At 57.9% G+C, this 21,786-nt stretch carries 16 protein-coding genes; 13 read left to right on the top strand and 3 right to left on the bottom strand.

Annotation, left to right across the window (positions count from 1 at the left end):
- Position 1 precedes the first annotated feature (1 nt).
- The gene (gene yqeC, locus RCH91_RS15450) at positions 2–787 is read left to right on the top strand and encodes a selenium cofactor biosynthesis protein YqeC (RefSeq protein WP_306535878.1); all 786 of its coding nucleotides are present in this window, start codon (positions 2–4) and stop codon (positions 785–787) included.
- Positions 784–1,392: a molybdenum cofactor cytidylyltransferase gene (gene mocA, locus RCH91_RS15445; protein ID WP_306535877.1), complete on the top strand. Its 609-nt coding sequence runs from the start codon at positions 784–786 to the stop codon at positions 1,390–1,392. The genes yqeC and mocA overlap by 4 nt, the downstream gene beginning before the upstream one ends.
- A 39-nt stretch (positions 1,393–1,431) precedes the next feature.
- Here the strand turns inward: mocA and RCH91_RS15440 are convergent, their stop codons facing one another.
- On the bottom strand, positions 1,432–3,330 hold the full coding sequence (locus tag RCH91_RS15440; RefSeq protein ID WP_306535876.1) for a bifunctional acetyl-CoA hydrolase/transferase family protein/GNAT family N-acetyltransferase: 1,899 nt from the start codon (positions 3,328–3,330) through the stop codon (positions 1,432–1,434).
- A gap of 291 nt (positions 3,331–3,621) precedes the next feature.
- Here RCH91_RS15440 and RCH91_RS15435 point away from each other — a divergent pair, with 291 nt between their 5' ends.
- Positions 3,622–5,193 carry a benzoate-CoA ligase family protein gene (locus tag RCH91_RS15435; protein WP_306535875.1) on the top strand — a complete coding sequence of 524 codons (1,572 nt, stop codon included), beginning with the start codon at positions 3,622–3,624 and terminating at the stop codon, positions 5,191–5,193.
- Positions 5,194–5,212: 19 nt separating this feature from the next.
- Here RCH91_RS15435 and RCH91_RS15430 read toward each other — a convergent pair whose 3' ends face one another.
- On the bottom strand, positions 5,213–6,316 hold the full coding sequence (locus RCH91_RS15430; RefSeq protein ID WP_306535874.1) for an MBL fold metallo-hydrolase: 1,104 nt from the start codon (positions 6,314–6,316) through the stop codon (positions 5,213–5,215).
- 598 nt (positions 6,317–6,914) lie between these two features.
- Between RCH91_RS15430 and RCH91_RS15425 the strand changes: the two genes are divergently transcribed.
- The 10 genes from RCH91_RS15425 (at position 6,915) to RCH91_RS15380 (ending at position 20,371) form a co-directional block, all read left to right on the top strand.
- On the top strand, positions 6,915–7,235 hold the full coding sequence (locus tag RCH91_RS15425) for a DUF485 domain-containing protein (RefSeq protein ID WP_306535873.1): 321 nt from the start codon (positions 6,915–6,917) through the stop codon (positions 7,233–7,235).
- Positions 7,235–9,190 carry a cation acetate symporter gene (locus RCH91_RS15420; RefSeq protein ID WP_306535910.1) on the top strand — a complete coding sequence of 652 codons (1,956 nt, stop codon included), beginning with the start codon at positions 7,235–7,237 and terminating at the stop codon, positions 9,188–9,190. The genes RCH91_RS15425 and RCH91_RS15420 overlap by 1 nt, the downstream gene beginning before the upstream one ends.
- A gap of 166 nt (positions 9,191–9,356) precedes the next feature.
- Entirely contained in the window at positions 9,357–11,363 is a 2,007-nt protein-coding gene (locus RCH91_RS15415; RefSeq protein ID WP_306535872.1) for a sigma 54-interacting transcriptional regulator, read from the top strand.
- 291 nt (positions 11,364–11,654) lie between these two features.
- On the top strand, positions 11,655–13,235 hold the full coding sequence (locus tag RCH91_RS15410; protein ID WP_306535871.1) for an acetyl-CoA hydrolase/transferase C-terminal domain-containing protein: 1,581 nt from the start codon (positions 11,655–11,657) through the stop codon (positions 13,233–13,235).
- A gap of 70 nt (positions 13,236–13,305) precedes the next feature.
- Positions 13,306–13,629 carry a DUF485 domain-containing protein gene (locus RCH91_RS15405; RefSeq protein WP_306535870.1) on the top strand — a complete coding sequence of 108 codons (324 nt, stop codon included), beginning with the start codon at positions 13,306–13,308 and terminating at the stop codon, positions 13,627–13,629.
- Positions 13,626–15,584: a cation acetate symporter gene (locus RCH91_RS15400; RefSeq protein ID WP_306535869.1), complete on the top strand. Its 1,959-nt coding sequence runs from the start codon at positions 13,626–13,628 to the stop codon at positions 15,582–15,584. Before RCH91_RS15405 ends, RCH91_RS15400 begins: the two co-directional genes overlap by 4 nt.
- A 63-nt stretch (positions 15,585–15,647) precedes the next feature.
- A complete protein-coding gene (locus RCH91_RS15395) occupies positions 15,648–16,838 on the top strand; it encodes a thiolase family protein (protein ID WP_306535868.1) in 1,191 nt (396 codons plus the stop codon).
- 32 nt (positions 16,839–16,870) lie between these two features.
- Positions 16,871–17,653 (top strand): enoyl-CoA hydratase/isomerase family protein, encoded by a 783-nt coding sequence (locus RCH91_RS15390; protein ID WP_306535867.1) that lies wholly within the window; start codon positions 16,871–16,873, stop codon positions 17,651–17,653.
- Positions 17,654–17,679: 26 nt separating this feature from the next.
- Positions 17,680–18,549, top strand: coding sequence for a 3-hydroxyacyl-CoA dehydrogenase family protein (locus RCH91_RS15385; protein ID WP_306535866.1), 870 nt, complete (start codon positions 17,680–17,682; stop codon positions 18,547–18,549).
- A gap of 70 nt (positions 18,550–18,619) precedes the next feature.
- The gene (locus RCH91_RS15380) at positions 18,620–20,371 is read left to right on the top strand and encodes an acyl-CoA dehydrogenase family protein (protein WP_306535865.1); all 1,752 of its coding nucleotides are present in this window, start codon (positions 18,620–18,622) and stop codon (positions 20,369–20,371) included.
- Here RCH91_RS15380 and trsS read toward each other — a convergent pair.
- On the bottom strand, positions 20,368–21,783 hold the full coding sequence (trsS, locus tag RCH91_RS15375) for a radical SAM (seleno)protein TrsS (protein WP_306535864.1): 1,416 nt from the start codon (positions 21,781–21,783) through the stop codon (positions 20,368–20,370). The two genes, RCH91_RS15380 and trsS, sit on opposite strands and share 4 nt — an antisense overlap.
- Between the last annotated feature and the right edge of the window lie 3 nt (positions 21,784–21,786).

The raw sequence follows: 21,786 nt of genomic DNA, 5'->3' as shown, positions 1-21,786 counted from the left end.
CATGAAAACTTTCGCCGAAATAGTGGGTATCGGACCGGCCGGAGTGATAAGCATCACCGGCGGGGGAGGCAAGACGAGCCTCATGTTTCACCTTGCCAGGCAGTTGGCCTACTCCGGCAAAAGGGTTTTGACGACGACCACCACCAGGATCCTCGTTCCTTCAGCTGAACAGTCGAAGACGCTGCTCATATCACAGGACCCTCAGGTCATCCTCCGCCAGGCCAAAGCCCACAAAGGCGCCGGCATGCATGTTTCGGCGGCATACTCCCATCTGCCCCCTACCGACAAGCTGAAGGGGTTTCCCCCTGAGGCGATCCGCACTTTTGAAGATTCAGGGGAATTCGACTGGATCGTCGTGGAGGCCGACGGCGCGGCCCGAAGGCCGCTGAAGGCACCGGCGGCGCATGAGCCGGTCATTCCCGAGAACACCTCGATTGTCGTCGCACTGGCAGGGTTGGAGGTGCTCGGCAGGCCCCTGGGCGAGGAGATGGTCTTCCGCTCGCAACTGGCAGGGGAATTGATGCAGCTCTCCCCAGGCGAAACCATCACAGTGCCGGCCCTGGCGCGCCTCTTGGCCCACCCCGCTGGCTCCTTCAAGGGGGCTCCTCCCAAAGCACGCCGCTTCATCTTCCTTAACAAGGCAGATTCACCCGAATTGCAGGAAAAAGGAGCCGCCGTCGCCCTCCAGCTCAAGGAGATCTCACCTCCCGTTGCCGAAGCGGTCATCGTAGGACAGCTGCTGCACGAAATCAGCATGCACCGGGTATATCTGGGGAAAGTGCAATGAAGGCTCAGCCCAGGGTGGCCGGCATTGTCCTTGCCGCCGGCAGGAGCACACGGATGGGACAGCCGAAACAGCTCCTCCCCTTCCGCGGCCGGACCATTCTTGAGTGGGTGGTTGATAATGCCCTGGCTTCGACCCTGCACCAGGTGATTGTGGTGCTCGGCCACGAAGCGGAGGCCGTGAAGCCGCTCATGGAGCAAAGGGGAGTTGCCACCGTTGTTAATCCCTCCTATGAAGCGGGGCAGAGTTCGTCACTGAAGGCGGGACTGCGGGCGCTGACCGGGGAGGCTGACGCCGCGCTCTTTCTCCTTGGCGATCAACCCCTCATCACCCCGGAGACCATTGACCTCATCATAACCGCCTTTGGCGATTCCGCCTCCCCCATTGTCATACCCACCTTTGACGGCCGACGCGGCAACCCGGTCCTCTTCAGCCGGGAGATCTTTCCCCGCATCGGGGCACTGAGCGGCGACTGCGGCGCCAGAACCCTCTTTGAGGAATATGGAAGAGATATCCGCAGCGTAAACGTGCATACTCCGACCATCCACATCGACCTGGATACGGGAGAAGATTACCGCCGTCTGCTGAAGGAATTCCCGATGGTATAACATGCGCATTGCCCACCCTTTTGGCAGTCAGCAACTCCTCTACTTTCCCTGGGTTCCACCTCCATTTTTCCCGCCGGTCGCATCCTGGTTGAAACGGAACTCCATATGGTAGGTATCCGTCTCACCGGAATAGGCCAGCGAATGCCCCAACCGCCGGTGATATGCGAGCATTGCCTCATTGGTGGGGAGTATCTCTGAATAAAACCCCTCGATACCCTGACCGACAGCATGGCGCTTCAACTGGCTGAGAAGGTATTGGGCCATCCCCATCCGGCGATAATCTTCGTGGACCACCACTGCCGTCTCCGCCATATTGGTGAGGGGGTTGACCGCGTATCGCGCCACCGCCACGATGGACTCAACATTATCCTCACGCCGGAAAACCGCCAGCGCCATGCGGCTGGAATAGTCCACACAGACCTGTTTTGCCGCCTCGCGATGGGCAAGCTGGATTTTCGGCCCGAAATAGCGGTTGTAAATGGTTTCGGGATTATGGCTGTAGAAAAACTCCTGCAGCAAACGTTCATCCGTTGCCTTCAGGGGGCGGACGAGCATCATGGTCCCGCCGAACGCCCTCACCTCTTCAAACTCCTTCGGGTAGCGATCCAGCGCCTGTTGCCACACCTGCTCATACTCGTAGACATAATGCTTCTGCTTGACGAACTCCAGCAACTCCCGGCGGTAGTCCGGGTGAGCAATGGAGATCAGCGCCAGAGCGCGCTCGCGGATGGTTTTACCATGGAGATAGGCAACACCGTACTCTGACACCACGTAGTGGGCATCGCCGCGACTTGTGACAACGCCGGCGCCATCGTCGATCCGGTGAACGATCCGGCTGAGGCCCCCATCCTTGGCGGTGCTGCGGATTGCTATGATCGGTTTCCCCCCTCGGCTCATGGCCGCGCCGCGCGCGAAATCCACCTGGCCGCCAATGCCGCTGTAGAATTTGTAGCCAATGCTGTCGGCGCAGATCTGCCCGGTCAGGTCCACCTGCAGCGCCGAATTGATGGCCACCACCTTGTCGTTGGCGGAAATTACCCGGGGATCGTTGACGAAATCCGACGGATGAAATTCAACCCCCACATTGCCGTCGACAAAATCATAGAGTGCGCGGGTGCCTATAACAAAGCTGGTGACCGTTTTGCCGGGATGTACGCTTTTCAGGCGATTGGTGATATTTCCCTCCTCGATCAGGGGGAGCAGCGCATCACTGAACATCTCGGTGTGGACGCCGAGATCCCGCTTGTCGGCAATGAACCTGAGGACCGTGCTGGGGATGGTGCCGATTCCCATCTGCAGACAGCAGCCGTTTTCCACCAGCCGCGAGATGTGATAGCCGATCTGCAGTTCCACCTCGTCCGGCTCCTTTGCAACGGATTCGAGAATCGGGCGGTCGGTTTCCACAAGACAATCGAACCTGCTCAGGTGAACATGGCTGTCGCCGCACGTGCGCGGCATGCGGGGATTCACCTCGGCAATCACCAGTCGGGCACGGTCCAGCGCCGCACGCTGGATATCCACATTGACTCCCAGGCTGCAGAATCCGTGACTATCGGGAGGCGACACCTGCAGCAGGGCAGCCTGATTACCCCTCTGCCCGCGGCGGATCAGCGCCGGTATTTCACTCAGGAAGATCGGCGTGTAATCCGCCCTCCCCTCGCAGACCGCCTGACGGACGTCTTCACTGATGAAAAATGAGTTATGGCGGAGATGGCCGGTATTCTGCTCGGTAATGTAATCAGCCGAACCGAAGGCGAGAAGCTGGATGAGTTCGATGTCGTGGAACCTGCCGGCATTTCTGCTCAGAGCAGCAACCAGCTGCAAAGGCGCGGCGCAGCCGGACCCGACAAACACGCGCCAACCGGATTGGATCCGTGCCATCGCCTCGTCCGCCGTTGTCAGCTTCTGTCGGTACAGCTCTCGAAGTTGACCGCTCATCCTCTCCCCGCTTGAGACTTCCCCGTAATTCATACCCTGCGCCCCTCTTCAAGACGAGATGCCTCGTTTACCTCAAATATTTACATCGCACATCAAAACATTACACCGAAAAGACCTGTTTCAGCATATTATAACGCTGTATTTCGTATTGCAATTTGTCTGCTTATATTTTTGCTATCTATTTCAAGATGTTGCAAATCGCACACCAGAAGCTTTACACCGGGCCTTATACTTGCAAAACGTTATTTTACAAATAACGGCACGTCCACTACCCGTTACTGGAGGCCTGCAATGCCCTACAATCTCAACCTGCCCGAAACCTTCAACGCCGCCGATTATTTTATCGACCGCAACGTTCGCGAAGGAAGAGGCGACAAGGTCGCCGTACTCTGCGAGGAACGCTCGTGCACCTACCTCCAGCTGCAGGAAGGGGTAAACCGTTTTGGAAATGCATTGAAAACCCTGGATGTCCGCATGGAGGAGCGCGTCGCCCTGCTGCTTCTGGATACGGAGGTCTATCCCCAGGCATTTTTCGGCGCGATCAAGATCGGTGCCGTACCCATATGCCTGAACACCATGAACCGTTCCCAGGACTTCCAGTTCTACCTTAACGACAGCCGGGCGCGGGTTCTGATTGTCGATGCGCTGCTCCTCGACCAGATTGAGCCCATACGCCGCAACCTGTCATTCCTGGAGCATGTCATCGTCGCCAACGGCAGCGCTCCCGTCGGAGACCTGTGCCTTGCCGACCTGACCGCCGCACAGTCCCCACTGCTGGAAACCGCCCCAACCTGCCGTGACGACGCCTGTTTCTGGCTCTACAGCTCGGGCTCCACCGGCTCCCCCAAGGGAACGGTCCACCTCCAGCACGACATGGTCTATTCGGCCAGGACCTATGGGGCAAAAGTGCTCGACATCAGGGGAAATGACGTATTTTTCTCCGCCGCGAAACTGTTCTTCGCCTACGGACTGGGCAACGGCATCTACTTCCCCTTCTGTGTCGGGGCAACCGCCGTCTATCTTCCGTTGCGGCCGACACCGGCAGATGTTTATAAAACGGTACGGCGCCATCGTCCGACCCTTTTCTTCGGCGTCCCCACTCTCTACGGCCAGATGCTCGAGGAAGAAGGGAGCATGGACGGCGTCAGGCTGTGCGTTTCGGCGGGCGAGGCGTTGCCGCCGGCCTATCTGCACCGCTGGAAAGCCCGCTTCCAGCTCGATATTCTCGACGGGATCGGCTCCACCGAAATGGCCCACATCTTCATTTCCAACAGGCCTGGCGAGGTCGTCGCCGGCAGCTCCGGGAAGGTCGTACCCGGCTACGAGGCGCGTATCGTGGATGAGAACATGCATGATCTTCCGACCGGAGAAATCGGCACGCTGCTGGTCAAGGGGGACAGCGCTGCGGCCTTCTACTGGAACAAGCATGAGAAAACCAGACAGACCATGATGGGGCAATGGATTAATACCGGCGACAAATACGTCTGCGACGAAAAAGGATATTTCCACTGTGCCGGCCGCTCCGACGACATGCTCAAGGTGGGAGGGATCTGGGTATCGCCCAACGAGGTCGAGTCGTGCCTGATCGAGCACCCTGCAATCCTGGAATGCGCCGTAATCGGGGCGACTGACGAGGACAACCTCATCAAGCCGATGGCCTTTGTAGTCCTCAATCCGCAGCATACGGCCTCGGAGGCGATGGAAAATGAATTGAAGGAATTTGTAAAGGCCAATCTGGCGATGTACAAGTACCCGCGCTGGATCCGCTTTATCGACGAACTCCCCAAGACTGCAACCGGCAAGATCAAACGATTCGAACTGCGCGCCATGATCCAGAAACAGGAGATTCAACAGGTGGCATGACCAGAGATAGATTCATCCCTCAGTCCATGCGCTCCTGGCTGCAACGGTAACGGTTGACGCCGTACCCGTCAAGCCTGCACGCCAGCCCCCCGCGAGTAACCAGATAGCGCAGGTGGGCAAGGCATTCTCCCAGCGCCAGTTGTAGATCAAAATCGGAGAGAGGTGAAGGATACAGGGCCTGCACAAGCTCGTACGCGGAAAGCTCCCTGGTGGCACAGGCCTCGAGTATCACCTGAAACCTCTGCTCATGATGGCTACGCAACTCCTCAACGCGTCTCCTCGCACCGAAGAATGGAAGTCCATGACCGGGAAGCACGAGGACGTCGTCGGGGATTTCAGCGAGACGGTCAAGAGAAGCAAACCACCGGCCCAGCGGGTCGTCCTCCGGGTTGGTGACACTGACCGACACGTTGGTGGAGATGGTTGGCAAGAGCTGATCCCCTGAGACCAGGATCTTACGATCCGCTGAATAAAGCAAAGCATGCTCGGGGGAATGCCCCCCACCAACGATAACCCGCCAATCATCGCCGACGGGAAACGCGCACCCTTCCTGCAAACGGACGAACGAAAGCGGCATTGGTGAAATAAAGGAAGAAAAGCGAAACATCACCAGAGTCTGCTGCAGCAGTTCCTGCGGGAATCCGGCCCGCTGGAAAAATTGGGCGTGCTGCCACGGCACTTCTTCCAGATTGTCGGGCCAACCCAGCAAGGTGAAATATTCCTCGTAGGTGATGAATAGCGGAACCCGCCAACGCTCGGTCAGATACCCTGCCAACCCGAGGTGGTCCACATGGTAGTGGGTGCAGCATACGCCAACCACGTTCTCGCCACGTAACGGACCGGAAAACACCTCTTCCCAGATTTCCCTTGCCCCCGGTGCATCAAGGCCGGTATCCACAATCAACCACCCTCCCTCAACCCGCAGCAGGTAGATGTTCACGTGATCGAGAGCATAGGGCATCGGCATGCGAAACCACTTGATTTCCGGGGTGATATCTACCAGCCCCGCTCCTGTCTGGGGGGGATGGTACGGAAATGACAGGGGTGCCGGGCTTGTTGAAGCTTCCGGTCCCTCGACATTGCTTTCTTCTGTCCTGCTTGATGTGGCGTTGGGTCTCAGCACGGGCTCCTCGCTATTTTCGGGCAGTAGCATGGCGGATATATAATTGTATGAAACCGGTACCATAATACTGGGCACGACACAAGTTTCACCTTCTTCTTTGATTGGTTTTATTGCTCTCAAATTCAGACGGTACCCCAGCCGACCCTGAACGCTGCAAGCCCTCCCCAAGATACGCCAGCGATTCCCCCTTCCCTCAATCCGTTACATCAATGCTCAGTTCGTTACACAACAGCGGCATACAAAACATCGTTTTTAATACAACAGCATGGCACCCAGCGAGCAAGAACCCATACAGTAGGCACGTTACGCACCATATCTGAATAAAACTGTCGCAACCAACAATATGGAATCGTGTTTGCAAAACATTATTTTGCCAACTGACCAAATGTAACCGGCAAAGATGACTCCACACGCAGCCTCACGAACCAATTCGACCAGTTCGCAGTCTGGGGACAGGAGGGGTAAAAGCAGATTCACCACGCTGGCAGTCGCTTTGCTATCAACATCATGAGGAGGCAGAAATGAGCAAAATACTGTGTATGCTGACACCAACATTGTTGTCCATGGCGGCGCCGCTACAGACAAGAGGAGTAACACTATGAATGCACACAAATACGACTGGTCGGCAATATCCAGAAACAAGAAGTTTATCCACCTGCACCAGAAGAAAACCCTCTTCCTCGTCAGTCTTTGGGTGGTGGGCGCCCTTCCCTACCTTCTGCTCACCATCGGTGCGGGTTACGCGCCCGAACTCTTCAACAAAAGGGTCTTCGGCAGGATGAACATCGGCTATCTATTCTGCATGTTCCAGTTCTTCATGATGATCGCCATCGGCGCTTACTATACCTATCGAGCCAACAAGGATTTCGATCCGCTCACGAAAGAGCTGTTGGAAGAAATACACGGGGGGAATGCATGATGAAAAGGATACTGCTTCTGTTGTCCCTGGGGGTAGCCCTCTGCTCCACTGCCCACGCAGCCGAGCCGGCTGAAAAAGTGGCTGCATCTGCTCCGGCCACCGCGACCCAGGCACCGGCAACGGCCGCTGCGTCAATGGCTGTTGCCGTTGCGCCCGTCAAGCAATCTCAAGCAGCGCCGACAAAGCAATTGAAAACCAACCGGAAACTGACGATCAGCATGTTCCTGGTAATAATCGCCGCAACGGTAGGGATTCTTTTCTGGGCTGCCGGAAAAACCAAGACGGCCTCCGACTACTACGCGGCCGGAGGGGGGATCAGCGGTCTCCAGAACGGTTGGGCAATTGCCGGGGACACCTTGTCGGCAGCCACTTTTCTCGGCACCACCGGACTCATCTCCCTCTACGGGCTTGACGGATTCATGTACGCGACTGGCCCCACGGTCTGCTTCCTTACCATCCTCCTCATCATCGCCGAACCGTGCCGCAATGCCGGCAAATACACTCTTGGCGACATCCTTTCCTTCCGCTCCCGCTCGAAAATGGTGCGGGGTGCTTCGGCCATTTCCGCGGTCGTCGTATCGTCGTTCTATCTGCTGGTGCAGATGGTTGGTGCCGGCAAACTGATGCAGCTGCTTCTCGGCATCCCTTACCAGATGGCGGTCATCGGCGTCGGCGCAATGATCGTCGTCTATGTCAGTTTCGGCGGCATGAAAGCTACTACCTGGGTGCAGATCATCAAGGCCGCCCTCCTCGTCGCAACGACCTTTATCCTGGCCGGCGTCATACTCTGGAAATCGGGAATGAATCCCGCCAGGCTGCTGGATCAGGTGGCGGCAAGTCCGGCAGTACAGGAGCACGTCCGCACCCTGTTGAAGCACCCGGTCGCTGAGCCCGGCTTCGACTACGGTCAGCGCTTCCTGGAAGTGGGCCTGTTCCTCAAGAACCCCCTTGACCAGATTTCGCTGGGTATCGCCATGCTCCTCGGCGTCGCGGGCCTGCCCCATATCATGATGCGCTTCTTCACCGTCCCCAACGCCAAGCAGGCCCGCAAGAGCGTCGTCATCGCCATGAGCCTCATCGCCACCTTCCTGTGCCTGGTCACCTTCCTGGGGCTTGGTGCTTCTGTCTTCGTTACCCCGCAACAGATCATGTCCATAGACAAGGGTGGAAACATGGCGGCCCTCATGATCGCGCAGCATATCGGCGGCGGTGTCGGCACCATCGGCGGCGACCTCCTCCTGGCCTTTATCTGCGCGGTGGCATTCGCTACCATCATTGCGGTTGTCTCGGGGCTCGTCCTGGCCTCCTCCGCGGCCATCGCCCACGATCTGTACGTCAATATCCTGAAGGATGGCAAGGCTGACCAGCACGAACAGGTAAAGGTCGCCAAACTCGCCTCATTCGCGGTGGGAGCCGTTGCCATTCTATTGGCAATTGCCTGTGAAAAGCAGAACGTCGTCGTCCTTGCGACCCTCGCCTTTGCCGTGGCTGCCTCCAGCAACTTCCCGGTAATCTTGTTCGCTCTCTTCTGGAAACGCTTCAACACTGCCGGCATCACCGCCGGCCTGGTCATCGGAGCAGCGTTTACCATCGGTCTGGTGATGGTATCGCCCAACATGACCTATCCCAAAAAGATCGCTGCAGATGCCCAGAAGATCGTTACTGTCCTGGAGAAAAAGCAGGCCGATGGTGCTGTGTTGACCGAAAAAGAGCAGACAACCCTGGCGAAGGCGCGGACCGATTATGCCCAGAACAAGGATGGGAAGTCCCTGCTCGGCCTGGACGCTCCCCTCTTCCCGTTGAAAAACCCAGGTATCGTCTCGGTTCCGGTGGGCTTCATGGCAGCCATTTTCGGCACCCTGCTGTTCCGGAGCCGGGAGGAGGAAGATCTGTTTTCAGAAATGTACGTCAGACAGAACACCGGCCTCGGCATAGCAGAGGCTGCCGAACATTAACGACGAAAAGGTTAGATGCAAAAATGGCCTGCCTCGAAGGAATTCATCTCCTTCAGGCAGGCCTTATTGTCCCCACCAATATAAAACGCTTTTAGTTTTTTTTCTTATATACCATAATAACCTCGGCATTTCTGCCACAGTGCTCGATTATTGCTGCTAAAACACTATGTTATATTTTGCAAAGGTGCCGTCATTGCCAAGCGATAATAGCCCGCCAGCAGACTTTTTCCGCGAAAAATTCAGCGAACTTGAGCAAATGTTTGCCGATTTGCCTTTCGGCTACTCGGTTCTGGATCGGGACTTGCGCTATATATACGTCAGCGACCAACTGGCGGTGATCGACGGCGTATCCATAGAGCACCATCTGGGGAAATCCGTCAGGGAAGTCCATCCGCAAGTCGCCCTTACCATGGAACCCATTCTTTTCAGGGTCATGAAGGAATCGAGACCCTGCGTGGAACTGGCACTCGACATACCGGGAACCGCCAATTCGACTGCGCCGAACAGCACGTGGCAGGTCCGCTGTTATCCACTCAAGACGGATGACGGCACGGTAGCGGGTGTAAGCTTTGTCGTGCGGGATATTACGGAGCAAAAACAGCGCGAGGCGGCACAGACCGAGCGCCTGCAATTCGAATCACTCCTCTCGACACTTTCCACCACCTTTATTAATGTACCGGTCAGTGAAGTGGATGGCAAAATCGTCCAAGGTCTGCAGAAAATAGTCGACTTTCTCGGCTTCGACCGGAGTACGGTCTGGCGCGTCGATCCCGATTCAGGAGAGATGATCTGCACCCATTCCTACGAGCTCCTCGGGATCAAGCCGCCCCCTGCCGTGCTTCCCTCGGACCTCGTTCCGGTCTGGAATTCCATGGTCAAATCCGGCGAGATATTCAAGGTATCCGACATAGACGAACTGCCGGAAAATTTCTGGCGCGAAAAGGAGTACTGCCGCAAGCTGGGGGGGATTCGATCGATAATGTTCATCCCCTCCAGCGTTGGCGGTGTGGTGGAAGGATTCATCACTTTTGTCTCCTACAGCGTCATCCGGACCTGGCCCGATGAGCTGATTCAGCGCCTGCGCATCCTGTGGGAGATCTTTGCCAATGCCCTGGAGCGAAAGCGCGCTGATCAGAAGATCCAGAAGGCCCTGGCGGAAATCAAGACCCTGAAGGACCGGCTGGAAGCCGAAAACGTCTATCTGCGCGACCAGCTTGACATCGAGTACAGGCCCGACGAAATCATCGGCCAGTCGGGGGCCATCCGCAACGTGTTGCGTCAACTTCAGCAGGTTGCCAATACGGGTTCCACCGTCCTTCTGCTGGGAGAAACCGGTACCGGCAAGGAACTCATGGCCCGCGCCATCCATAACCTGAGCGGGCGCAGGGATCGTGCCATGATCAAGGTAAACTGCGCGGCACTGCCGGCCACTCTGATTGAGGCGGAGCTGTTCGGCCATGAAAAGGGTGCCTATACCGGAGCCGCGGCACGGCATACCGGGCGGTTTGAAGCCGCGGACGGCTCGACCATCTTTCTTGATGAGATCGGCGAACTTCCCCTTGATCTCCAGTCAAAGCTGCTCAGGGTACTTCAGGAGGGGCAGTTCGAAAGGCTTGGCAGCACCACGCCCATTCAGGTGGATACCCGCGTCATTGCCGCCACCAACCGCGACCTGGCCAGGGAGGTCAAGGAGGGGAGATTCCGGGAAGACCTCTACTATCGCTTGAACGTCTTTCCCATTTACGTACCGCCGCTGCGGGAGCGCAAGGAGGATATTCCCCTGCTTGTCCGGGCCATGGTAAAGGAATTTGCCGTCGCCTTCGGCAAATCGATAGAACGGGTGCCGAAGAATAACATGGATGCCCTGGTGCGCTACTCCTGGCCGGGCAATATCAGGGAACTGCGCAACGTGGTCGAAAGGGCCATGATCCTCAGCAACGGTGCCACTCTGGAAATGGACGTGCCTGACAGCACCGCAACCCCTGCAACCAGGGCGACAGTGCTTGCGGAGGTAGAACAGCTCCACATCCTTTCCATCATGGAAAAAACAGGCTGGCGTATCCGAGGCAGGAACGGAGCCGCGGAGCTTCTGGGACTTAAACCGACCACCCTGGAATCGAAAATGAAGAAGCTGGGCATCAATCGCGGCACCCCCTCCCCCGAAATACCGTAGATCCCACGAAATATCGTATCTTAACCTCTTTCATCGATTATCCTCCATCTCTCGCATACTTATACCAATCTCTCCAGGCTTTACCCCTTCCAGCAGCCAAAGCATCATCCGATATTTCGTAGATCCACATCAACCCAGAAACATAAATACAATCTCATTTTGTCATATAATTGTATATATATCAGTCACTTGAAACAGATAGAGTTTTAATTAAGCTGCTTGGAACAAAGAGTGCAAAACAATGTTTTCAAATGGTGAGAATCGATAACTTGTCAAACAGGAGAGCCAAACATGAATCAAGTGGCCGTCAAAGAGGAAAGCGAGTTTATAAAGCGGATCAGAAATCCTGGCCTCTTTTCCAGGATCATGGATGCAGTAGATACTATCCCGTTTTTCAAGGACGGCATGTACCTGGGATTTTCCGGATTTGCCGAGGGACACCCGAAGACGGTACCGGGCCTGCTGGCAGATCATGTTGAAAAACATGGCCTTGCCGGCAAGATGAAATTCAACGTCTTCACGGGCGCTTCCATCGGAACCGATGTGGACGACCGCTGGGCCAAACTTGGGATGCTCGGCAGACGTTGGCCCCACCAGCAGGGAAACGCAATCCGCAAGGCCATCAATGCCGGCGAAATTGATTACGGCGACCGCTATCTTTCCATGTACGCCCAGGACTTCGGCTATGGCTACTACACGCTGGACAATAACGGCAAGATCGATATCGGCATCATCGAGGCGAGTTGCATTACCGAAGACGGCAGTATCGTTCCCACCCTCGCCGTCGGCATCATTGCCGAGATTCTCGAGCGGGCGGACAAGATAATCATCGAGATCAACAGCAAGATCCCCTCCCTGGAAGGACTCCATGACTGCGTCGGCGTGGCCCTCCCCCCCAACAAGAAGGTCTACAATATCCTGAGCGTGAAGGACCGGATCGGCACCACCAGCATTTCCTGCAATCCGGACAAGATCATTGCCATCGTCGACTCCTACAAGGACCCGGTGGGCCGCCCCCTGGGGGCGCCGGACGGCAATTCGGTGCTGATAGCCAACCACATCATCGACTTCCTCCAGTTCGAGGTAAAAAATGGCCGTCTGCCGAAAAATCTGCTGCCGCTCCAGTCCGGCGTTGGCTCCATCGCCAACGCCGTCATTGGCGGGCTCCTCACCAGCCCCTTCGAAAACCTCAATGTCTGGACAGAGGTCTTTCAGGATAACCTGCTGGATATGTTCGACTCGGGCAAACTGGACTACGTGACCACCGCCTCCTTCTCTCTCTCCGATAACGGCATCAAGCGCCTGCTGGCCAACTGGGAAAAGTATACTTCGCGCACCCTGCTGCGCCCCATCCAGATCACCAACCACGCCGAACCGGTACGGCGGCTCGGCCTGATCTCCATGAATACCCCGGTGGAGTTCGACATCTACGCCCACGTCAACTCCTCCATCGTCAACGGCTCACGGCTGCTCAACGGGGTCGGCGGTTCCGGCGATTTCATGCGCAATGCCTATCTCTCCATCATGCATACACCGTCTACCCGTCCCTCGCAGACGGACCTCCACGGCATCAGCTGTGTGGTCCCCATGGTCACCCACGTGGACCATACCGAGCATGACATGGACGTGCTGGTAACCGAACAGGGGCTTGCCGACCTGCGCGGCCTCTCGCCACGGCAAAGGGCCCAAAGGATCATTGACCACTGTGCCCATCCGCACTACAAGCCCCTCCTGCAGGAGTACTTCGACCGCTCCCTGAAGGAGTGCCTGGCCAGCAACAGTGCCCACGAGCCGCACATGCTCCACAAGGTTTTCAAGATGTACAGAAACCTGGAAGAGAAGGGAACCATGAGGGTGGAAAACTGGGATTGACCTCTGCCGGGCAATGCCGCGCACCGGCTATCCATTCATCGACGGCTGAATATCAGAGAGGAGTATTCCCATGGCAGAAAACAGGAACGATTGGGCAGCGCTTGCCAGCATGCCAAAATTCATCAAGCTCCACAGGAAAAAGAAGGCATTTCTCCTCACCTTGTGGTGCCTGAGCTCCATCATGTTCTACCTGCTTCCGGTCTGCGCCGGTTATGCGCCGGAATTCATGAAGGCGAAGCTCCTGGGCCGACTGAATGTCTGCTACTTTTTCTGTCTCTTTGAATTTGCCATGATCTGGGCCATCGCTCTCATCTATACCCACAGATCCAACACCTATTTCGACCCGCTGACGAAAGAGGTGCTGGCCGATATTACCAAGGGGGAACAGGCATGAAACCGTTACTGATTGCATTGATCCTGTGCATAACCGTTTCTCCCCTCTGCTACGCCGCGCCGGTCGGCGACACCGCCGGCAAACCGGGTAGTGCCTCGCCCACGGCCGCAGTCGCCGGGCCGGCCCAGGGGCCGTCAGCCGCAGTGTCAGCCCCCGTCGCCAAGACCCCGCCCCCCCTGGCAAATGAGGTCAAAACCAACAAGGCCATTACCCTGAGCATGTTCATGGCGATCATCCTTTTGACCGGGGCGATCGTCGTGCGGGCGGCAAAGAGCACCAGGACCACGGCTGACTACTATGCCGCCGGCGGCGGGATCTCCGGCATGCAGAACGGCTGGGCCATTGCCGGTGACTATCTGTCGGCGGCCACTTTCCTGGGAATCGCCGGCATCACTTCCGTTTTTGGCGCCGATGGGTTCATGTATGCGGTGGGACCCTTTTTCTCCTTTGTCACCATCCTGCTGGTTATCGCCGAACCGTGCCGCAATGCCGGCAAATATACCCTGGGCGATATCCTTTCGTTGCGTTCCGCCTCAAAGGTAGTCCGCGGCACGGCGGCCCTGTCGGCGGTGGTGGTTTCCACCTTCTACCTGCTGGCACAGATGGTGGGGGCCGGCAAATTGATGCAGCTGCTCCTGGGAATCCCCTACACTGTCTCCGTCATCGGTGTCGGCGCCCTCATGATCCTCTATGTTACCTTCGGCGGCATGAAGGCCACCACCTGGGTGCAGATCATCAAGGCGTTCCTCCTCGTCCTGAGCGGCATCACCATCACCGTGCTCCTGCTGTGGAAGTTCGGTTTCAACCTGTTCGCCTTCTATGACGCGGTTGCCGCCAGCCCCGCCGTCCAGGAGCACGTTCGGGGGCTTCTGAAGCATGCAACCCCCCAACCCGGTTTCGACTATGGCCAGCGCTTCCTTGAACCGGGGCTGATCCTCAAGAACCCCCTCGACCAGATATCGCTGGGCATGGCGTTCGCCCTCGGCGCTGCTGGACTTCCCCACATCATGATGCGCTTCTTTACCGTGCCCAATGCCCAGGCGGCCCGCAAGAGCGTCGTCATCTCCATGGTACTCATCGGCGCCTTCATGATCATGGTGACGATTATCGGTTTCGGCGCCGCTCTCTTCATTACGCCGCAGCAGATCACCGCCGTCGACAAGGGGGGAAACATGGCAGCTCCCATGATCGCCCAATTCGTTGGTGGCGGCGCAGGCTCCATCGGTGGGGACCTTTTCCTGGCCTTTGTTTGTGCCGTTGCCTTTTCCACCATCATCGCCGTGGTTTCCGGCCTGATCCTGGCGGTATCCGCCGCCGTTGCCCATGACTTCTATGTGAACGTCCTCAAGGACGGCAAGCCCGACCAGCGTGAGCAGATGAAAATCGCCAAGATGTCCGCCTTCGTGATCGGCGCCGTTGCCATTGTCTTTGGCATCGCCTGCGAAAAACAGAACATCGCCCACCTGGTGGTGCTCGCCTTTGCCGTGGTCGCCTCCAGCAACTTCCCGGTTATCCTCTTCGCCCTTTTCTGGAAGCGCTTCAATGCCGGGGGAATCGTGACGGGCCTCTCCGTCGGAGCCATTTTCGCCATCGGCCTCGTCCTCGTCTCCCCCACCATGACCTATCCGAAGAAAGTCGCCGCCGATGCGAAAAAGGTTGTGGACCAGCTGGAGAAGAAACAGGCATCAGGGGTGGCGCTCGCCGACAAGGAACTGACGACTCTGGAGAAGGCAAGAGCCGATTATGTGAAGAACAGGGACGGCAAATCCCTGGTTGGTCTCGATGCACCGCTCTTCCCCCTGAAAAACCCGGCCATCCTCTCGGTCCCGGTCGGCTTCCTGGCCGCCATCGCCGGCACTTTGCTCTTCGGCAGCCGCCGCGAGGAGGAGAAGTTCGACGAACTGTACATCCGGCAGAACACCGGTTACGGCATGGCCGATGCCAGTGACCATTGATCAACGTCCATGACGGCTTCCGCTGTTTATCGGAAGCCAATCCAAAGAAGAAGGAGAGTTCACATGTTAACAAAGGCATTCATCCCCTACCGCGGCTACTACAGCACCCCCTTCGCCAAGTGGCAGGGAAGCCTGGCCAACGAGCATTCAATCGTCCTGGGCGCTGCCACCAGCAAGAGGTTTTTCGAGAGCAAGGGGTGGGACCCGAAGACCATCGAATATGTCCTCGTCGGCAGTACCGTCTATCAGCAGCAGTGGTTCTACAGCGGCCCCTGGGCCGCGGCCATGATGGGGGCCGAGGGCTCGCCCGGCGTGCTCATCACCCAGGCCTGCTCCACCTCTGCTTTTTCCCTCTATCAGGCGGCCATGGGGATCGAAACCGGCATGTTCGGCAACAGCTGGTGCCTCTTGGCCGACCGCTGCTCCAACGGCCCCCATGCCGTCTGGCCCAACCCCGCGGGTCCGGGCGGCAAACCCATAGCCGAGGACTGGTTCATGGACAACGTCAACAAGGACCCCTGGGCAGGTGAGGCGATGATCCGGACCGCCGAAAACGTGGCCAGGGAATTCGGCATCACCCGCGAGGAGTGCGACGCCCTTACCCTGAGGCGCTACGAGCAGTATCAGGACGCCCTGGCCAACGACCGGGAGTTCCAGAAACGCTACATGTTCCCTGCCGAAGTGCAGGTATCCAAAAAGAAGACCATCACCCTGGAAGCCGACGAAGGGGTCATGGCCACCACCAAGGAAGGGCTGGCCGGCCTCAGGCCGGTACTCCCCGAGGGTGTCCTCACCTTCGGCGCCCAAACCTTCCCGGCCGACGGCAACTGCGGCGTCAGCGTCACCACCCGCGAGCGGGCAAGGGAGCTGAGTGCCAACCCGAGCATGGAGATTCAGCTCGTCTCCTTCGGCTACGCCCGCACAAAGAAGGCATTCATGGCCGCCGCCGTGGCCCCCTCGGCCCAGATGGCCCTGGACAAGGCGGGCATCAAGGTGGCCGATCTGAAGGCGGTCAAGACCCACAACCCCTTCGCCGCCAACGACCTGGCCATGGCAAAGGAACTCGGGCTGGATGTGAACACCATGAACAATTACGGATCATCACTGATCTACGGACATCCCCAGGCCCCCACCGGCGCCCGGCTGATCATGGAGGGAATCGAGGAAGTGGCCATCAAGGGTGGAGGCTACCTCCTCTTCTCCGGCTGCGCCGCCGGGGACACCGCCGCCTCAATCGTGTTGAAGGTGAGTTGAAAACAAGAATCCCCAAAAAACGGAGCGAAATCATGTCCTACCAATACATCACCCTGAAAAAAGAAGAGCGGGTCCTGACCATCAGCCTCAATCGCCCCCCCACCAATCCATTAAACGGCGAATTCGGCATGGAGCTTTTCAAGGCGTTCAGCGACGCCGAGCAGATGGACGACGTCACCGTCGTGGTCATCACCAGCGCCCTGGAAAAGGCGTTCATCGCCGGTGCCGACATCAAGGAGATGGCGGCCCAGGGGCCGGCCGAGGCCGAGAACTTCTCCAGGCTGCTGCAAGGGGCCAACAACATCCTTAGCCGGATGAAGAAAGTGGTCATCGCCGCCATCAATGGCCATGCTCTGGGTGGAGGCTGCGAGCTGGCCCTTGCCTGCGACTACCGGCTGATGACCTCCGGCAAGGCCCTGATCGGGCTCCCCGAGGCCGGTCTCGGCATCATTCCCGGCGCCGGCGGAACCCAGCGACTGCCACGGCTGATCGGCCTTTCCAAGGCCCTCGACATCCTTCTGCGCGGCAGGACCATGGGTCCCCAGGAGGCCCTGGCAATCGGGCTGGTCGACCGGCTGATCGAGCCGGAAAATTTCATGGCCGAAGTCATGAAGTTTGCCAATGAACTGGCCGCCGGAGCGGGCAAGGCACTTGGCTACATCAAGGCAGCCGTCTACGAGGGGATCGACCTGCCCATGGAGCAGGCCCTGGCCGTGGAGCGCAAATATTCGGCGGAAAACCACCGGACCCACGATGCAAAGGAAGGGCTCACCGCCTTTATCGAAAAGAGAAAGCCGAATTTCCTGAACAAATAAGATATAACCACCAAAGGAGAAGAAACATGAAACTCGACGATATCAAGACAGTAGGAATGGCCGGGGCAGGCAGCATGGGTGCCGGCATTGCGCAGGTGGCCGCCATGGCCGGCTTTCGGGTCAAAGTGGTGGACGTAAGCGATGAGATCTGGGGTCGGGCCAAGAAAACCATCACCAAGAGCCTGGAGCGGATCGTCAAGAAGGGGACCATCACCGAACAGGAGATGGAAGAGACCCTGTCAAGGATCAGCTTCTCCACCGACGTTGCCACCCTGGCCGACGTCCCCTTCATCTTCGAGGCAGTCTTCGAGGACATCAACGTCAAGAAAGAGCTCTTCGCCAAGCTGGATGCGGTCTGCGGCGCAGACACGGTCTACGCCACCAACACCTCCTCTATCGCCATCACCGAAATGGCAGCCCTGGTGAATCGCCCGGCCAACTTCGTCGGCATGCACTTCTTCAACCCGGTGCCGATGATGAAGCTGGTGGAGGTCATTCCGGCCCTGCAGACCGCGGTCGAGACCAAAGACCTGGCCCTGGCCATGGCCAAGAAGATCGGCAAGACCGCCATCACCTGCAAGGACACCCCCGGCTTCGTCGTGAACCGGTTGTTCGTTCCCTACATCATCGACGCCGTCCGCTTGCTCGAAGAAGGCGTGGCCTCGGCCGAGGATATCGACACCGCCATGAAGCTCGGCTGCAACATGCCCATGGGACCCCTGGAGTTCCAGGATTTCGCCGGCGTCGACATCGGCTACTACGTCAGCAACATCTTCTACGACTACATGAAACAAGAGCGCTTTGCTCCTCCCGGCCTGCTGAGGAACATGATCAAGGCCGGCTATGTGGGACGCAAGGCAGGCAAGGGATTCTACGACTACTCGGAAGAGAAATGAATTTTCTCCCTCCCCCCTTCCCCCCTCCCATCAAGGGAGGGGGGCAAAAACTGGCAACAAGGAGATTTCAATGAATGGCAACCTTCTGAATGGTGGTGAATTTTTGTTGGCCGACACCGCCGGCATGGAAATATTTTCGCCTGAAGAATTTACTACCGAGCAGAAGCAGATTGCGGAAACCACCGAAGAATTCATGAAGAAAGATGTCTTCCCGAATATTGAACGGATCGAGGACAGGGATTTCGGGTTCGTCGTTGAAAAGCTGCGCCAGTGCGCTGACCTTGGCCTTTTTCTCGCCGAGGTCCCCGAGGAGTACGGCGGTCTGGAGCTGGAAAAGACCACCAACATGCTCATGATCGAGAAGGTTGCGCCGGCTGCGTCATTCTGTATGGCATTCAGCGGCCATACCGGCATAGGCATCCTGCCGATGGTCTACTACGGGACCCCTGACCAGAAGGAACGGTACCTGGGAAAACTCTCATCGGGAGAGTGGATCGGTGCCTACGCCCTGACCGAACCGGACTGCGGCAGCGATCCCTTGAGCTCACGCACCACGGCTGTCCTGAGTGAAGACGGCACACATTACGTTCTCAACGGAACCAAGCAGTTCATCACCAACTCGGCCTTCGCGGATCTGTTCACCGTGTTCGCCAAGATCGACGGCAAGCACTTTTCCGCATTCCTCGTTGAAAAGGGATTTGAAGGGTTTTCCGTTGGTGCCGAGGAAAAGAAGATGGGGCTCAAGGGCTCTTCCACCACCCAGCTCCTCCTGGACAATGTCAGGGTGCCGGTGGAGAACCTGCTGGGAGAACCGGGCAAGGGACACAAGATCGCCTTCAACGTACTCAACGTGGGCCGCCTTAAAGTGGCCACCCAGACCCTGGGGATGGCCAAGGGGGCCTTTGCCGAGGCGGCATCCTACGCAACGGAGCGGAAGCAGTTCGGTAAACCGATCGGCTCGTTCGGCGCCATCAAGGAGAAGCTTGCGGACATGGCGGCCGCCATCTATGCCTCCGAGACGGTGATCTACCGGGTCGCTGGGCTCCTGGACAATCGGCTGGCAACGCTGGATCATTCCGGCGATGACTATTACGAGCGCTATCAGAAGGCAATTGAAGAGTACGCCGCCGAGTGCGCCATTGCCAAGGTCTTCTGCACCGAGCAGCTTGACATGATCGTTGACGAAGCCGTGCAGATCCATGGGGGTTATGGCTACATCAGCGAATATGCAGTGGAGCGATACTACCGGGATTCGCGGATCCAGCGGATCTTCGAGGGAACCAACGAGATCAACCGCATTCTTATCCCGACCATGCTCTTTCGCAAGGCCGACGGCAACGGCAGCCCTCTGTGGGAGCTGGTCAGGAAGGCCGGGGATGGGGCTGCAGCTGAAACAGCCTATGCCGGTGAATTTGCCCAGGCAGCCGCAACAATAGCCAGCCTCAAGCAGCTCTTTCTGACCGTGCTTGGTGCTGCCGTACCGGCCAGGGACCATCAGGAGGTGATGCTGGCCATTGCGGATATGATCATCACCATCTTTGCCCTGGAGAGTGCCGTGCTCAGGGCGGACAAAACGTTTGCGGCAGCCGGCGTGTCAAAGCAGAATCAGCTCAAGGCCATGGTGAAGGTGCTCGCCTTTGAATTGTCGAACCGCTTCCAGTCCGCCGCAACCCGCTGCTGCGCCTACGCCTTGTCAGGAAGTGCCCTGGCCGAGATGCGGAAGAACGTCGCCACCCTCTCCGCCTGTCCGGTAGAAGGTCTGCTGGAAGCAAAGCACCTGCTGGCCGAAGCTGCGAAGGATGCCGGCAAGTATTCTCTCTAAGGTCGATTCATTGCACCGCGGTAGAGGCTTCGTCCTTCTCTGCTGGTAAGGTTGTAGGCACAGAACGGCACCAACCTGCCGTCGGTGGATATGACTGAAATGCAGCAGCCCCTCAGCCGCTCCAGGTCCAGGTTTTCGGCATCCTGGAAGGCCATGGCGGATATGGTGAAGCTCCTGGTGGCAACCTCCAGGAGAAACACCTCCAGGTCAAGAGCCCCTTCGACCCGGACCGCGTCCGCGCTGCTCCCGCTCCAGCAGGCGGTTTGTTCCGATAGTGATGAACGGCTGGGAAACGACGCCGCTGATGGCAGTTTCCAGCGACGTGACACGGTATCCACGGTCTTTCTGATTCCACCGCTGCCCCACTCCGACGAACAGCAGCTATCGCCGCCCGTCGCCCCCAGCGAGCGCAGTCCGCCGTCGGCCGAGTAAATGTACGTGGCGTGAAAGGAACAGTGGGCATGTTCACCACCGGGAGGAGAAAAGTCCGCCAGCTTGAGCAGCCCCCCCGTCTGTCCTTCGAGACACCTCATCAGTTCAGGAAGGGTAAAACGGTCCCCGTCGCCGCTTAGCTCCGGAAAGCGGCCGAAATAGCTGACCGGCTGGAAATGGATGCCCCGCACGATCGGGGCGAGATGCAGGGCCTGCCGTACTATGGCTCCGATGGCGTCGGTGTTTACTCCTCGCACGAGGGTCGGGACCAGGACGACACCGAGACCTGCCTCTCCGGCATTCCTGACGGCCTGGAGTTTCTGCTCCAGAAGCGCTCTCCCCCTCAGGGTGCGGTAGATCACATCATCGACCCCGTCGAACTGGAGGAACACCGACGAAAGGCCTGCCGCCTGCAGCCGCTGTGCGTAGTTCTTGTCAGTGGCGAGGCGGATACCGTTCGTATTGAGCTGGATGAAGGAATAACCGATCCGTCGCGCCGCTGCGACGATTTCCGGGAGGTCGTCCCGAAGGGTGGGTTCGCCCCCTGACAATTGGAGATTGCACGGGCCTGCTGCCCCCATGGCCCGTTCCAGCAGCCACGAGATCTTCTCCAGCGACGGATCCTCCGTTTCCCCCTGGCCGGAGTCGGCAAAACAGACAGCGCATTGCAGGTTGCACCGATCCGTCACTTCGAGCAGAACCGAGCAGGGAAGCTGTTCATGGGCGCTACAGAGGCCACAGTCGAATGGGCAGCCCTTGTCAACGGTTCCATAACAGATGTCCGGATGGACAGGTGGCTTCGGCCTCCGCCATTGGGCCATTGACGGTTCTCCGCGCCAGATGAGGGTCCTGAAGTGACCATGTTCTTCACACGTTTTGTCCTGAAAGACCTCGTCTCCCTGTAACAGTCGTGTCGCTGTGATTCGCTTGAGGCAGACAGGGCAGAGGCTTTCGGTTACATCCGGCTTCGCATTTTTCATGAC

Origin of the sequence: Geobacter sp. (genome assembly GCF_030834625.1) — a bacterium.
Taxonomy (GTDB): domain Bacteria; phylum Desulfobacterota; class Desulfuromonadia; order Geobacterales; family Geobacteraceae; genus Geobacter.
This window is presented reverse-complemented; position numbering and strand designations above follow the sequence as displayed.